This window comes from Streptococcus equinus (assembly GCF_049393735.1).
GTDB lineage: Bacteria > Bacillota > Bacilli > Lactobacillales > Streptococcaceae > Streptococcus > Streptococcus equinus_G.
The window spans coordinates 681,944-697,511 of record NZ_CP185946.1; the positions used below are offsets into that span (position 1 = coordinate 681,944).

Genomic DNA, 15,568 nt, shown 5'->3' on the forward strand with positions numbered 1-15,568 from the left:
AAACTCCTTTACCCTTTTCAAATAAAATTTATGTTATAATGATATTTACGGATTAATTAAGTAAAGGGGTGAGTACAAGATGATTGAAACAAGCAAGCACCAAGAACGAGTGATTTTGCTAGGAGTTGAGTTGCCTGACACAGAAAATTTTGAAATGTCTATGGAAGAATTGGCATCACTCGCAGAAACAGCAGGTGCTGAGGTAGTCTCATCTTATCGTCAAAAACGTGAGAAATATGATAGTAAATCTTTGATTGGTTCAGGAAAATTAGCTGAAATCAAAGCGATTGTTGACGCTAATGAGATTGATACTGTGATTGTCAATGACCGCTTAACGCCACGTCAAAATGTTAATTTGGAAGCAGAGCTTGGCGTTAAAGTTATTGACCGTATGCAGTTGATTTTAGATATTTTTGCCATGCGTGCCCGTAGTCACGAAGGTAAATTGCAAGTTCATCTGGCTCAACTCAAATACATGCTGCCACGTCTTGTTGGACAAGGTGTGATGCTTAGCCGACAAGCAGGTGGAATTGGTAGTCGTGGACCAGGTGAAAGTCAGTTAGAGCTTAATCGTCGTTCGATTCGCAATCAAATTTCAGATATTGAACGTCAACTGAAAATCGTTGAGAAAAATCGTGAAACTGGTCGAGAAAAACGCACCGAGTCACAAGTCTTTAAAATTGGTTTGATTGGCTACACAAATGCTGGTAAATCAACGATTATGAATGTTTTGACAAATGATAAGCAGTATGAAGCTGATGAATTATTTGCAACTTTGGATGCGACGACAAAGCAAATTTATTTACAAAATCAATTCCAAGTGACTCTCACAGACACGGTTGGATTTATTCAAAATTTACCGACAGAATTGGTAGCGGCATTTAAGTCAACATTGGAAGAAAGTCGAAATGTTGATTTGCTTTTGCATGTCATCGATGCTAGCGACCCAAATCATGCTGAACACGAGAAAGTGGTTATGAATTTGTTAAAAGAGTTGGATATGCTTGATATTCCTCGCTTAGCGGTTTATAACAAAATGGATGTGGCAGAGCATTTTGCAGCGACAGCTTTTCCAAATGTGCGTATTTCAGCGCGTGATAAGGATGCTCGTTCACTCTTGCGTCGATTGATTATTAATGAAATTCGTGAGATTTTTGAACCTTTTAGTATTCGTGTGCATCAAAGTCAGGCTTACAAGCTTTATGATTTGAATAAAATTGCGCTTCTTGACCGTTATGACTTTGCACAAGAATACGAAACGATTACAGGTTACATTAATCCAAAAAATAAATGGAGACTAGAAGAATTCTATGACTGATTATATAAGCTTAGCTTTAAAATATGGTGGTTTTACATCACTTGATAAAGTGTATTTGAAAAATACTTTGGCAGATTTAACTGATGCGCAAAAATTGAGTTTTATCACACCACCACCAAGTGTCATTAACGCTTATTTTGCAGAAATGTATCAAAAACAATCTCCACAAGCAGCAACGGATTATTACTTTGAATTGTCAAAAGAACTTGATTTATTAAATGACAACCCATCTTTTGATGAGCATAAACCGTTTATTCGCTTGAATTTATCTGGAAAATCATATGGTTTCACCTATGAAAATGATAAAGAAGTTGCGCGTGTTTTCTCTGAAAAGAATGAAGCATTGACAACGGATGTCTTGTTTGAATTGGCTCAGGTTTTCCCACAATACAAAGTCTATGTTGAATCTGATAAGATTAAAATGTCAAAAATGGACTTTGATGATGAAGAACTAGAAGACCTAACGCCAGAAAGCAGTTTGCTCAGCCATGTTTCAAAATTAAAAGGCAATATGGTTAAGCTAAAAAGTTTTAATCGTGATGAATTGTCAGATTTGTTGGCGCACTATCAAGGGCAAGTCTATTATACCTTTGATCAGCGCGAATTCATTGCGTATGTAAAAGTAACGAAATAGGAAGGATAACTAAAAACTTCGGTTTTTATTGGTATATATGGAATTACAATTTTTGGGAACAGGAGCAGGGCAACCCTCGAAATCACGTAATGTGTCAAGTTTAGTGTTAAAGTTACTTGATGAAATCAATGAGGTCTGGATGTTTGATTGCGGTGAGGGGACACAACGCCAAATCTTGGAAACTGCAATTCGTCCACGTAAAGTGAAACGCATTTTTATCACGCACTTACACGGTGATCACATTTTTGGTTTGCCAGGATTTTTAGCAAGTCGTGCCTTTCAAGCTAATGAAGAACAGACTGACCTTGATCTTTATGGTCCAGTAGGGATTCGTTCTTATGTTTTGAACAGCTTGCGTTTGTCAGGAGCACGTTTGCCATATCGTATCCACTTCCATGAATTTGACGAAAATAATCTTGGGAAAATCATGGAGACAGATAAATTTGTGGTTTATGCTGAAAAGCTTGATCACACTATTTTCTGTATTGGCTACCGTGTGATGCAAAAAGATCTTGAAGGAACACTTGATGCGGAAGCTTTGAAGGCTGCGGGTGTACCATTTGGTCCATTGTTTGGAAAAATCAAGAGTGGACAAGATGTTGTGCTTGAAGATGGCACAAAAATCATTGCTAAAGACTATATCTCAGCACCGAAAAAAGGAAAAGTTGTTACTATTTTAGGTGACACACGTAAGACTGATGCTAGTGTTCGTCTTGGACTAGGCGCTGATATCTTGGTCCACGAATCAACGTACGGTAAAGGTGATGAAAAAATTGCTCGTAAGCATGGTCACTCAACTGGGACACAAGCAGCTCAAATTGCAAAAGAGGCGTCTGCAAAATGTTTATTGCTTAATCACGTCAGTGCTCGTTTCTTGGGCCGCGAATGCAAACAAATTGAAAATGATGCCAAAGAAATTTTTGAAAATACACACTTAGTTAAAGATTTGGAAGAAGTTAGCTTATGAGAATAATTGCAATCACAGGGGCAACAGGTGGACTTGCTCAAGAAATCGTAAAACAACTGCCAACAGCTGATTTTGTCATTGCTTTAGGACGAAATCTTAAACGTTTAGAAGCGTGCTATGCTAGCCGACCAAACACAGTTTGTTATGAATTAGACATGACAAGTGATGAGGCAATTGGTGACATGATTGAAAAACTGTACGCTAAGCATGGACATATCGATGTCTTCATTAACAATGCTGGCTACGGTGATTTTAGTGAATTTGATGCTTATACAACAGCACAAATCCGTGATATGTTTGATATCAATACATTTGCAACTATGACTTTTTCACGTCTAGTTGGTCACAAAATGAAAGAAGCGGGGCACGGACATATTGTTAATATCGCAAGTATTGCTGGCTTGATTTCATCGGTTAAGTCATCTGTTTATTCTGCGACAAAATTTGCAGTGATTGGTTTTTCAAATGCTCTTCGTTTGGAACTTGCCGATAGTAATGTCTATGTGACTACCATTAACCCTGGACCGATTGCAACGACATTCTTTGATAAGGCAGACCCATCTGGTGAGTATTTAAAGAGTGTTGACAAATTTGTTCTTCAACCAGATTATGTTGCCCGCCGTACGGTTGCTATTTTAGGTAAAAATAAACGTGAAGTGAATATGCCATTTTCAATGGCAGCAGCTCACAAATTCTATACACTTTTTCCGAAAATCGCTGATTTTTTAGCACGAAAAGTGTTTAACTACAAATAACCTCCTTTCAATTCTACGCAAGAAGTGAGAAGTGAATGATAACAAGTAAATACCATTGGAAAAATATTGAAAAAGAGCCAGATGATGGCTTTTTTGACCTAACAAAAAAAGAAAAAATAACTGCCTTGGCTAGTAAGATTATTTACAGTCGAGGTATTGATACAGAAGAAAAATTATCCCAATTTTTATCAAATGATTTGTCAAAATTGCATGACCCATATCTCTTGCATGATATGGATAAGGCTGTTGCCCGTATTCGTCAAGCAATTGAAAATTATGAGCAAATCTTGGTGTACGGTGACTATGATGCTGACGGCATGACTAGTGCAAGTATCATGAAAGAAGCACTTGAAATGCTAGGTGCTGAAGCTCAAGTTTACCTACCAAACCGCTTTGTTGACGGCTACGGTCCAAATGAATCTGTTTATAAATATTTCATCGAACAACAGCAGGTTTCGCTGATTATTACAGTTGACAACGGTGTGGCTGGACATGAAGCGATTAGCTACGCACAAAGTCAGGGTGTTGATGTTATCGTGACAGACCACCATGGTTTGCCAGCAGAGCTTCCGGAAGCTTTTGCGATTGTGCACCCAGAGCATCCAGAAGGAAATTATCCGTTTAAGTATTTAGCTGGTTGCGGCGTTGCTTTCAAAGTAGCATGTGCTTTGCTTGAATCTATTCCGACAGAAATGCTTGATTTGGTTGCTATCGGTACGATTGCAGATATGGTCAGCTTGACTGATGAAAATCGAATCATGGTTAAAGTTGGGCTTGAAATGCTTAAGCAGACTGAACGCATTGGTTTAATGGAGCTGATGAAAGTGTCTGATATTGACATGTTGGATGTTAATGAAGAGACTGTTGGTTTTAAAATCGCTCCGCAATTAAATGCTCTAGGTCGTCTTGATGATCCAAATCCTGCTGTTGAGTTATTAACGGGATTTGATGATGAAGAAGCGCTAAGCATTGCTCAGATGATTAATGCAAAGAACGAAGAGCGTAAAGAAATCGTTCAAAAGATTTACGACGAAGCTATGAACATGGTGGATTTGGATAAGCCAGTTCAAGTTTTAGCCAAGGAAGGTTGGCATCCAGGTGTTTTGGGGATTGTAGCTGGACGTATTTTAGAACATATTGCTCAGCCTGTTATCGTTTTAAATATCGAAGATGGCATGGCGAAAGGTTCGGCAAGAAGTATTGAAACTATCAATATTTTCCAAGCACTCGATGACCATCGTGATTTATTTGAGGCTTTTGGTGGACATGCTGGCGCTGCTGGAATGACTTTGCCGGTTGAAAATCTTGAACAACTATCTCAGGTGTTGTGCGACTATATTGCTGATAATGATATTGATTTGTCACAGAAAAAGACGCTGACAATTGACGAAGTTTTGCCACTAGCTGAAATTGATTTAGACACGGTTAAGAGCCTTGAAAAAATTGCACCGTTTGGTATGGACAATCCAAAACCAGTTTTTGAGATTAAGGATTTTGAAGTTAAGCAAGCGCGTACCATGGGGCAAAATGGTGCACACTTGAAATTGAAAATTACGCAAGGTTCAACAGCCGTTGATTTGGTTGCTTTTAACCAAGGACACCTAGTCCAAGAGTTCCAACAAGCACAAAATCTTTGCCTTGCTGTGACTTTGTCAATCAATAAATGGAATGGTCAGACTACTGTACAATTGATGCTTGAAGATGCGCGTGTTGACGGTGTTCAGTTGATTGATATTCGTGCTAAGAATGCAAGCCTTCCTGAGCGTGTGCCTGTTCTGGATGAAGATACAACTGCAAGTGAAGTAGTTGTTCTAGACGTTCCAGAGAGCGCTGATGAATTAAAATCACTTTTTGTAGGTAGACAATTTGATGCTATTTATTTCAAAAACCACATCAAGCGTGCTTATTACTTGACAGGATACGGTACACGAGATCAATTTGCCAAGCTTTATAAAACGATTTATCAATTCCCTGAATTTGATGTTCGTTACAAGCTGAAAGAATTGAGTCATTATCTTAATATTCCTGATATTCTTTTGGTCAAAATGATTCAGATTTTTGATGAATTGGATTTTGTAACCATCACAGATGGAGTGATGGTCGTCAATAAAGATGCTGAGAAGCGCAGCATTTCTGACAGTAAAATTTATCAAAATCTTAAGCAAGAAGTGAAGTTCCAAGAGCTTATGGCACTTGGAACGCCACAAGAAATTTATGACTGGTTGATGAACTAGACTAAAAAGTTACGTTGCTTAGCTCAGCGTAGCTTTTTTAGTTTTTTGCCATAGAAAACGTTTACTTAAAAATTGAAAACTTTTTAAATTGGAACTATAATGAGACTGTAGGGTTATAGATAACTTTTAAGGTATTTTTTAAAGGAGGTTTCTTATGTGTACTGCAATTACTTATACAACTAAAGATAATTACTTTGGTCGAAATCTTGATTTGGACTTTTCTTACAATGAGACGGTAACGATTTGTCCTCGAAATTATCCTTTTTCGTTTAGACACCAAGGAGAAAATAACAGCCATTTTGCCATGATTGGTATGGCGACTGTAGTTGATGATTATCCACTTTTTTATGAAGCCGTTAATGAAAAAGGTTTGGGTATGGCAGGATTGAATTTTCCGGATAATGCTAATTATCAAGAAGTAGCAGAAGATAAGGTTAATGTTGCATCCTTTGAATTCATTCCTTGGTTATTGTCACAATGTGAATCTGTTGCAGAAGTTAAGGGACTATGTAAAAATCTTAATATAACAAACGAAGCTTTCAGCTCAGATTTTCAACCAAGTCCGCTACACTGGTTGGTAGCAGACCGTCATGAATCAATTGTGCTAGAACCACTTGCTAAAGGGTTAAAAGTTTACGATAACTCAACAGGTGTTTTGACTAATAACCCAACTTTTGATAAACAATTGTTCAATTTGAATAACTATCGTCATCTATCTCCAAAGGTTTCAGAAAATCGTTTTGCTAAAGAGTTAGAACTTGAAACTTATAGCCGTGGCATGGGTGGACTTGGTTTGCCTGGTGATTTATCATCAATGTCACGTTATGTAAAAGTTGCTTTTACAAAATTAAATTCTGTGGCTGAAGAAACAGAAGAAAGCAGTGTTAATCAATTCTTCCACATTTTAAAATCTGTTGAACAACAAAAAGGACTTTGCTACGTCGATGAAAGTGGCAAATATGAGTACACTATTTACAGCTCATGCATCAACACTGATAAGGGAATTTACTACTACACAACTTACGACAACTCACAGATAACAGCGGTTGATATGTATAAAGAAAATTTGGATGATAGCAAGTTGGTTTCTTATCCATTAGTAAAAGAATGGCAAGTCAACTATCAGAACTAAGGCCTCAAAATTTAATTGCCAAAATCTCTTCCCTTTTAGAGAAAATATGGTATAATAAAATGTAAAAACATTTTTTGGCAAAAAGCCCATAGAAAGAAGAAAATGGATTTAAAAGATTATATCGCTACAATTGAAAACTATCCTAAAGAAGGAATCACTTTCCGTGATATTTCTCCTTTGATGGCAGATGGAAATGCTTATAGCTATGCTGTTCGCGAAATTGTACAGTATGCTACTGACAAGAAAATTGACATGATTGTTGGGCCAGAAGCTCGCGGATTTATCGTAGGTTGCCCAGTTGCATTTGAGCTTGGAATTGGTTTCGCACCAGTTCGTAAACCTGGTAAATTACCACGTGAAGTAATCACAGCAGATTACGAAAAAGAGTACGGTACAGATACTTTGTGTATGCATGCCGATGCTATTAAACCTGGACAACGTGTCCTTATCGTTGATGACCTTTTGGCAACAGGTGGTACTGTAAAAGCAACTATCGAAATGGTAGAACGCCTTGGTGGTGTTGTTGCTGGATGTGCCTTCCTTGTTGAATTGGACGGCCTAAACGGACGTAAAGCAATCGAAGGTTACGATACGAAAGTTTTGATGAATTTCCCAGGATAATTATAGCTAAAAACTATAACTACCTAAAGAAATTATATAATTGAAAACTATATCTCCATCTCTTATAATATTACTTAAAAATAATATTATAGAGTGGAGATATTTTCATGCCAATAAAACTTGATAAAGAATTACCGGCCTTAGACATTTTGCGCAAAGAGAATGTCTTCATCATGGATAATAAACGTGCAAAACACCAAGATATTCGTCCGATGGATTTTCTCATTGTCAATCTAATGCCGACAAAAGAAGTGACGGAAACGCAACTTTTACGTTTGCTTGCCAACACACCGTTGCAAATTAATGTAGAATTTCTTTATATGACAAGCCATGAGTCGAAAAATACAACAGCTGAGCATTTGGAAACTTTTTATAAAACTTTTTCAGATGTTAAGCACAAGTATTATGATGGTCTGATTATTACTGGTGCGCCTGTTGAGACGATGCCTTTTGAAGAAGTGGATTATTGGGAAGAGCTCTGTGATATTTTTGACTGGGCAAAAACTCATGTTTATTCAACACTTCATCTTTGTTGGGGAGCTCAAGCAGGGCTTTATTACAAATATGGCATTAAAAAGGTCATGTTAGAACAAAAATTATCAGGTATCTTTTCTCAAACGGTAAAAGAACCATCAAATCCAATTGTTCGTGGTTTTGATGATTCCTTTATGGCTCCGCATTCTAGGCATACGGAAGTTCGTCATGAAGATGTTGACAAAATCGATAATCTTGAGGTAATTGCTGAAGGACCGTCGGTTGGATTGTCTATTGTGGCAAGTAAAGATTTGCGTGAGGTTTATAGTTTTGGGCATTTGGAATATGACCGTGAAACTTTGGATCGTGAATACAAACGTGATTTGAAAGCTGGGAAAAATCCGAATCTTCCTGAGCATTATTATACCAACGATAATCCAGAGCAAGATGTTCCAATGAAGTGGAATATGGCAGCAACGACATTTTTTAGTAACTGGATTAATTATGCCGTTTATCAAGAAACCCCATATTTGTTAGAGGAGTTAGAAAAAGAGCCTTCATTTTATGGTTTTCTATGATTAGCTGGAGTTGAAAAGTTAGCCGTCTTTTGATATGTTAAGTTTTAGTGGATGTGAAAATCTTTTAGGAATGATATTATGAGTTATTTAGAAAATTATAAATCTGGTAATTTGGTGTTACCAAGTGCTCTTTTGTTTCATTACAAAGACATTTTCAAAAGTTCAGATGACTTTTTGATTTGGCAATTTATTTATTTACAAAATACGACTAAAATGGATGATTTGGCACCAAGTCAAATTGCCAGTGCTCTTGATAAAACAGTTGCTGAAGTGAATCGCTCAATATCTGATTTGACAGCACAAGGTCTACTTGATATGAAGACGATTGAGCTTGAAAATGAAATCGAAGTGATTTTTGATGCTAGCCCAGTATTAGAATTGTTGGATCACTTGGTAGAAGCACCAAAACAAGTGGCTAAAAAGCAAGCTTCTAATCCGTTAAAAGAGCTAGTTGAAGATTTTGAACGTGAATTAGGTCGTATGTTGAGTCCATTTGAATTGGAAGATTTGCAAAAAACCATTCGTGAGGATAAGACTGAGCCTGACTTGGTACGTGCGGCTTTGCGCGAAGCCGTTTTCAACGGAAAAACAAACTGGAATTACATCAATGCCATTTTGCGCAATTGGCGTCGTGAAGGTATAACAACGCTACGTCAAGTTGAAGAACGACGTAAAGAACACGAAGATTCTAAAGCTGGTAAGGTCAATGTATCAGACGACTTTTTGGCTGCTATGGATTTGTGGAGTGACTGATGAGAATTGGACGAGAACGTTTAAAGAAAGTCTTAGAAATTATCGGTGATATGTATCCGGATGCTTGTTGTGAGTTGGAGTGGCAAACGCCATTTCAACTTTTGGTCGCGGTGATATTGTCTGCACAAACGACGGATAAAGCCGTTAATAAAGTTACACCAAATCTTTGGAAGAAATATCCTGAGATTGAGGATTTGGCGATGGCTAATTTGTCTGATGTGGAAGATTGTCTTCGTGCGATTGGGCTTTATAAAAATAAAGCTAAGAATATCATCAAGACTGCGCGTGCGATTTTGCAAGATTTTGATGGCAAAGTACCTAAGACACATAAAGAACTAGAAACCTTGCCTGGTGTTGGTCGAAAGACAGCTAACGTCGTACTAGCTGAAGTTTATGGTGTGCCGTCAATTGCTGTCGATACGCATGTTTCACGAATTGCAAAACGTCTTAACATTTCTGCACCAGATGCTGATGTTAAGGAGATTGAACAGGATTTGATGAAAAAAATTCCAAAGAAAGATTGGATTTTGACGCATCACCGCTTGATTTTCTTTGGACGCTATCATTGCTTGGCTAAAAAGCCTAATTGCGATATCTGTCCAGTCCAAACTTATTGCAAGTTTTATAAAGAAAATATCAAAAATAATTAGCAGTTCATATGGACTGCTTTTTATAGTGCTTTTGTAAGGAGAAGTCGTTTTTGATATAATAAAATGAATGATATTTTAGAAGGAAGAATTATGCAAACAGTATTATCACAGCGCTTAGCTGATGTGGCTGAATTTGTGCCACAAGGAGCGCGTTTATTGGACGTTGGAAGTGACCACGCTTACTTACCGATTGCTCTAATGGAAGAAGGAAAAATTGATTTTGCCATTGCTGGAGAAGTTGTGAAGGGGCCTTATGAATCTGCAGTTCACAACGTTTCTGGAGCGGCTTTATCAGACAAGATTGATGTCCGATTGGCTGATGGACTAGCAGCATTTGAAGCATCTGATAACATTACAACAATCACAATTTGCGGCATGGGTGGCGGATTAATTGCCGATATTTTAGCTGCTGGCGCTGAAAAATTAGCAAACGTAGAGCGTCTTATCTTACAGCCTAACAACCGTGAAGATGAGCTTCGTACTTGGTTGATGAACAATGGCTTCAAGTTGGTTGCTGAAAAAATCATGACTGAAAATGATAAATTCTACGAAATCATGGTAGTTGAACACGGTCAAATGGAGTTATCAGCGACAGAATTGCGTTTTGGTCCATTTTTGAATCAAGAAAAGTCTGATGTCTTTAAAGCACGCTGGCAACGAGAGTTGAAAAAACTTGAAATTGCTTTACCGCATGTTCCAGAGAATCGTGTTGATGACCGCTCTGCTATTTTACAAAAAATGACGGCTATCAAGGAGGCAATCAATGAAGGCTAGTGAAATTATTGCACGTTATGAAGCTTATTGCCCTCGCGAACTTTCAATGGAAGGCGATATTTCAGGACTTCAAATCGGAACACTGGATAAAGAAGTGAATCGAGTTATGATTGCGCTTGATGTGCGTGAAACGACGGTTGCTGAAGCGATTGAAAATGACGTTGATCTGATTATTGTTAAGCATGCACCGATTTTCCGTCCACTTAAAGATTTGGTGGCAACTCCTCAAAATCATATTTATCTGGATTTGATTAAGCATGATATCGCAGTTTATGTCAGTCATACGAATATTGATATCGTTCCAGATGGTTTAAATGACTGGTTCTGTGAGCTTTTGGAAATTACTGACACTGAGATTTTGAGCCCGACTGCTGATGGCTACGGTATCGGTCGTGTCGGTAACATCAAAGAGCAAACTTTTTCAGAATTTGCTCTAAAAGTTAAAGAAAAATTCCAGCTTGACAGTGTTCGTTTGGTGGCATACGGCAATCAAGAACAACTTATCAATCGTGTTGCTATTTGTGGTGGAAGTGGTCAAAGCTTCTATCGTGATGCAATGGCAAAAGGTGCCCAAGTATATATCACAGGGGACATTTACTATCATACAGCTCAAGAAATGATTACAAATGGTATGCTAGCTATCGACCCAGGACATCATATTGAAGTGCTTATGGTTGATAAATTACTTGAAAAATTTAATGCTTGGAAAGAAGAAAATGCCTGGAACACCGAATTTTTAGCAAGTAAAGCTCAAACAAATCCGTTTTACCATTTGTAGGATTTTAAACTGACATTTGTCAATATTATCTTCTAATTGCCTGTAAAATTAGGAAAATTAGTGACAGCATTTGCAAAAAATGATAAAATAGTTCTGATAATTGATATTTATTTATAAAGAGGGAGACCTAACTATGAAAGGTATTATTCTTGCAGGAGGCTCAGGAACACGTTTGTATCCTTTGACTCGTGCAGCTTCAAAACAACTTATGCCAGTGTATGATAAACCAATGATTTATTATCCACTATCAACATTGATGTTGGCTGGTATCCGAGATATCTTAATCATCTCAACACCAACTGATATTCACCGTTTTGAAGAATTACTAGGTGATGGTTCTGAATTTGGTATTTCACTTTCTTATGCTGTACAACCAAGTCCAGACGGATTGGCACAAGCATTTATCATTGGTGAAGACTTCATTGGTGATGACAACGTAGCACTTGTTTTGGGTGATAACATTTATCACGGTGCTGGACTTAGCAAAATGCTTCAAAAAGCAGCAAGCAAAGAAAAAGGTGCTACAGTATTTGGTTACCAAGTTAAAGACCCAGAACGTTTTGGTGTTGTTGAATTTGACGAAGATTTCAACGCTCTTTCAATCGAAGAAAAACCAGAACATCCAAAATCACACTATGCCGTAACAGGTCTTTATTTCTACGATAACGATGTTGTTGAAATTGCTAAAAGCATTAAACCAAGTGCTCGTGGTGAACTTGAAATCACAGATGTCAACAAAGTTTACCTAGAACGCGGAGATCTTTCAGTAGAAGTTATGGGTCGTGGATTTGCATGGCTTGATACTGGTACACACGAAAGTCTTCTTGAAGCAGCTCAATACATCGAAACAGTGCAACGCATGCAAAACCTTCAAGTAGCAAACTTGGAAGAAATTGCATACCGCATGGGCTACATCACAAAAGATGATGTGCGCGAACTTGCACAACCACTTAAGAAAAACGAATACGGAAAATACTTGCTCCGTTTGATTGGAGAAGAATAATGACAGAACAATTTTTTGGTAAAGAATTAGCAGCACGAAAAATCGAAGCTATTCCTGGAATGATTGAATTCGATATTCCAGTTCATGGTGATAACCGTGGTTGGTTCAAAGAAAACTTCCAAAAGGAAAAAATGTTACCACTTGGTTTCCCAGAATCATTCTTTGCAGAAGGAAAATTGCAAAATAACGTCAGCTTCTCACACAAAAATGTTTTGCGTGGACTTCACGCAGAACCATGGGATAAATACATCTCAGTTGCAGACGAAGGTAAAGTTCTAGGTTCATGGGTTGATTTGCGTGAAGGCGAAAGCTTTGGTCACGTTTATCAAACTGTTATCGATGCTTCAAAAGGTATCTTTGTTCCTCGTGGTGTCGCTAATGGTTTCCAAGTATTGTCTGATAAAGTATCATACAGCTACTTGGTAAATGACTACTGGGCACTTGAACTTAAACCAAAATATGCTTTTGTAAACTACGCAGATCCAACTCTTGGTATTAAATGGGAAAACTTGGAAGAAGCAGAAGTTTCTGAAGCAGATAAAAATCACCCATTGCTTAAAGATGTTAAACCTTTGAGCAAAGATGATTTGAACTAAGAATTTAAATATTTAACAAAATTTAATCAGAAAGGAGTGTTCAGTTTTTCAAACTGAACACGGGACTAAATCTCTAGGAAAAAAGATAAGTCTTCCTAGACGCTAGTCGTCTGCGTCAGATTTCCTATTTTTCTGCGAGATTTTTCGCAAGCGAAACGTCCCTTTGTATCTTAATTATGTCTGAATACAAAAATATCATCGTAACCGGTGGTGCAGGTTTCATCGGTTCAAACTTTGTACACTATGTTTACAATAACCACCCAGATGTACACGTTACAGTACTTGATAAATTGACATACGCTGGTAACCGTGCAAACTTGGAAGAAATCCTTGGTGACCGCGTTGAGTTGGTTGTTGGTGATATCGCTGACGCAGAATTGGTTGACAAATTGGCTGCTAAAGCTGATGCAATCGTTCACTACGCTGCAGAAAGCCACAACGATAACTCATTGAAAGATCCAAGCCCATTTATCCAAACAAACTTTGTTGGTACATACACACTTTTGGAAGCAGCTCGTAAATACGACCTCCGTTTCCACCATGTATCAACTGACGAAGTTTACGGAGATCTTCCACTTCGTGAAGACCTTCCAGGACATGGTGAAGGACCAGGTGAAAAATTCACTGCAGAAACAAAATACAACCCAAGTTCACCATATTCATCAACAAAAGCTGCATCAGACTTGATCGTAAAAGCTTGGGTACGTTCATTTGGCGTTAAAGCAACTATCTCTAACTGCTCTAACAACTACGGACCATACCAACACATCGAAAAATTCATTCCTCGTCAAATCACAAATATCTTGTCAGGAATTAAACCAAAACTTTACGGTGATGGTAAAAACGTTCGTGACTGGATTCACACAAACGACCACTCAACTGGTGTTTGGGCAATCTTGACAAAAGGACGTATCGGTGAAACTTACCTTATCGGTGCTGATGGTGAAAAGAACAACAAAGAAGTTCTTGAACTTATCCTTGAAAAAATGGGTCAACCAAAAGACGCTTACGATCACGTAACAGACCGTGCAGGTCACGACCTTCGTTACGCTATCGATTCAACTAAACTTCGTGAAGAACTTGGTTGGGAACCAAAATACACTAACTTCGAAGAAGGACTTGAAGCAACAATCAAATGGTATACAGATAACCAAGATTGGTGGAAAGCTGAAAAAGAAGCTGTTGAAGCTAACTACGCTAAAACACAAAAAGTTCTTGACTAATAAATTAAAAAGCCTATCACATCAAGCTTTTTCAGCTTGTGTGAAGGGCTTTTTTATGTAGAAGGGGCAAAACATAAGAAGGAAAATGTTATAATAATTTGTAAAATATTTGGAGTTGTAGGAAAGTAAAATGAACAATTTTATTATCGCTTGTTTAGTTATCACATCAGTGTTGATGATTGTAACAGAGATTATTGAGAGAATAACAGCAAGTATCAATAAAAGAGTGGAAGCTAAAGAGTTTTTGAGAAAAGAACGACGTTTGAGCTATATAAAAAGAGCAAGTGAGCGACGATAATTAAATTACCGTTTCAAGATTTTTGATTTAGAGATATGATATACTGTTATTAAAGATAGAGGTTGAAAAGTATCCGCCTCCAACGCGCCACTTTGTTAGTGGGTCGAGAAATGCGGGCGACATACGGCGGTCCCGCCTATCTTATTACTAGCGCTTAGAGTTAATCTAGGCGTTTTTTGGACTTTATATGACTCGGTCTGACGTTTTTAACTTGCTTAAATTTTTCTTGACGTCAAATTCAGAATAATAGCTATTTTTCTGGTACAATAGAAGAAAACGAGAAAGAAGAGAATGATGACAAAGTTAGCAACGATTTGTTATATTGATAATGGTGAGGCACTTTTGCTTTTGCACCGTAATAAAAAGCCAAATGATGTTCATGAAGGAAAATGGATTTCAGTTGGCGGTAAGCTTGAAGCAGGTGAGACTCCTGATGAATGCGCAAAGCGTGAAATTTTTGAAGAAACTCATTTTATCGTAAAAGAAATGGACTTTAAGGGAGTGATTACTTTCCCAGAATTTACACCTGGTCATGATTGGTACACTTATGTGTTTAAGGTGACTGATTTTGAGGGTGAATTGATTTCTGACGAAGAATCACGTGAAGGTACATTGGAATGGGTTCCTTATGATAAAGTTCTTTCAAAACCGACTTGGGAAGGTGATTACGAAATCTTTAAGTGGATTTTGGATGATGTTCCATTCTTTTCAGCTAAATTTACTTATGATGATCAGCAACGTTTAGTTGATAAAAGTGTAACTTTTTATGACAATAAGTAG

At 37.6% G+C, this 15,568-nt stretch carries 17 protein-coding genes; all 17 read left to right on the plus strand.

The features are described from left to right. The first annotated feature begins 79 nt into the window (after positions 1-79). The 17 genes from hflX to ACNTMY_RS03530 all read left to right on the plus strand — a co-directional run bounded on the left by hflX (position 80) and on the right by ACNTMY_RS03530 (position 15,568). Complete coding sequence (gene hflX, locus ACNTMY_RS03450; protein WP_423216656.1) at positions 80-1,318, plus strand: GTPase HflX; 1,239 nt, start codon at positions 80-82, stop codon at positions 1,316-1,318. Further along, on the plus strand, positions 1,311-1,952 hold the full coding sequence (locus tag ACNTMY_RS03455) for a cystathionine beta-lyase (protein ID WP_423216657.1): 642 nt from the start codon (positions 1,311-1,313) through the stop codon (positions 1,950-1,952). The genes hflX and ACNTMY_RS03455 overlap by 8 nt, the downstream gene beginning before the upstream one ends. Before the next feature lie 37 nt (positions 1,953-1,989). Continuing rightward, the gene (rnz, locus tag ACNTMY_RS03460; protein WP_423216658.1) at positions 1,990-2,919 is read left to right on the plus strand and encodes a ribonuclease Z; all 930 of its coding nucleotides are present in this window, start codon (positions 1,990-1,992) and stop codon (positions 2,917-2,919) included. Further along, positions 2,916-3,674, plus strand: a complete 759-nt coding sequence (locus ACNTMY_RS03465; RefSeq protein ID WP_423216659.1) for an SDR family NAD(P)-dependent oxidoreductase — start codon at positions 2,916-2,918, stop codon at positions 3,672-3,674. The genes rnz and ACNTMY_RS03465 overlap by 4 nt, the downstream gene beginning before the upstream one ends. Before the next feature lie 35 nt (positions 3,675-3,709). Further along, the gene (gene recJ / locus ACNTMY_RS03470; protein WP_423216660.1) at positions 3,710-5,908 is read left to right on the plus strand and encodes a single-stranded-DNA-specific exonuclease RecJ; all 2,199 of its coding nucleotides are present in this window, start codon (positions 3,710-3,712) and stop codon (positions 5,906-5,908) included. A 154-nt stretch (positions 5,909-6,062) separates the two neighbouring features. Further along, a complete protein-coding gene (gene bsh / locus ACNTMY_RS03475; RefSeq protein ID WP_074566150.1) occupies positions 6,063-7,040 on the plus strand; it encodes a choloylglycine hydrolase in 978 nt (325 codons plus the stop codon). Between the two features lie 102 nt (positions 7,041-7,142). After that, positions 7,143-7,661, plus strand: a complete 519-nt coding sequence (locus ACNTMY_RS03480; RefSeq protein ID WP_021142031.1) for an adenine phosphoribosyltransferase — start codon at positions 7,143-7,145, stop codon at positions 7,659-7,661. A gap of 107 nt (positions 7,662-7,768) precedes the next feature. Further along, positions 7,769-8,713: a homoserine O-acetyltransferase MetA gene (gene metA, locus ACNTMY_RS03485; RefSeq protein WP_039690959.1), complete on the plus strand. Its 945-nt coding sequence runs from the start codon at positions 7,769-7,771 to the stop codon at positions 8,711-8,713. A gap of 78 nt (positions 8,714-8,791) precedes the next feature. After that, entirely contained in the window at positions 8,792-9,466 is a 675-nt protein-coding gene (locus tag ACNTMY_RS03490; RefSeq protein ID WP_021142033.1) for a DnaD domain-containing protein, read from the plus strand. Then, positions 9,466-10,116 (plus strand): endonuclease III, encoded by a 651-nt coding sequence (gene nth / locus ACNTMY_RS03495; protein WP_423216661.1) that lies wholly within the window; start codon positions 9,466-9,468, stop codon positions 10,114-10,116. The genes ACNTMY_RS03490 and nth overlap by 1 nt, the downstream gene beginning before the upstream one ends. Before the next feature lie 90 nt (positions 10,117-10,206). Continuing rightward, positions 10,207-10,890, plus strand: coding sequence for a tRNA (adenine(22)-N(1))-methyltransferase (locus ACNTMY_RS03500; RefSeq protein ID WP_074566402.1), 684 nt, complete (start codon positions 10,207-10,209; stop codon positions 10,888-10,890). After that, positions 10,880-11,668 (plus strand): Nif3-like dinuclear metal center hexameric protein, encoded by a 789-nt coding sequence (locus tag ACNTMY_RS03505; protein ID WP_423216662.1) that lies wholly within the window; start codon positions 10,880-10,882, stop codon positions 11,666-11,668. The genes ACNTMY_RS03500 and ACNTMY_RS03505 overlap by 11 nt, the downstream gene beginning before the upstream one ends. A gap of 133 nt (positions 11,669-11,801) precedes the next feature. Beyond that, complete coding sequence (gene rfbA, locus ACNTMY_RS03510) at positions 11,802-12,671, plus strand: glucose-1-phosphate thymidylyltransferase RfbA (protein WP_004231150.1); 870 nt, start codon at positions 11,802-11,804, stop codon at positions 12,669-12,671. Continuing rightward, on the plus strand, positions 12,671-13,267 hold the full coding sequence (locus ACNTMY_RS03515) for a dTDP-4-dehydrorhamnose 3,5-epimerase family protein (RefSeq protein WP_004231151.1): 597 nt from the start codon (positions 12,671-12,673) through the stop codon (positions 13,265-13,267). Before rfbA ends, ACNTMY_RS03515 begins: the two co-directional genes overlap by 1 nt. A 176-nt stretch (positions 13,268-13,443) precedes the next feature. Next, positions 13,444-14,490 carry a dTDP-glucose 4,6-dehydratase gene (rfbB, locus tag ACNTMY_RS03520; protein ID WP_021142038.1) on the plus strand — a complete coding sequence of 349 codons (1,047 nt, stop codon included), beginning with the start codon at positions 13,444-13,446 and terminating at the stop codon, positions 14,488-14,490. Between the two features lie 130 nt (positions 14,491-14,620). After that, positions 14,621-14,788: a hypothetical protein gene (locus tag ACNTMY_RS03525; protein WP_423216663.1), complete on the plus strand. Its 168-nt coding sequence runs from the start codon at positions 14,621-14,623 to the stop codon at positions 14,786-14,788. A 294-nt stretch (positions 14,789-15,082) separates the two neighbouring features. Further along, on the plus strand, positions 15,083-15,568 hold the full coding sequence (locus ACNTMY_RS03530; protein ID WP_021142040.1) for an NUDIX hydrolase: 486 nt from the start codon (positions 15,083-15,085) through the stop codon (positions 15,566-15,568).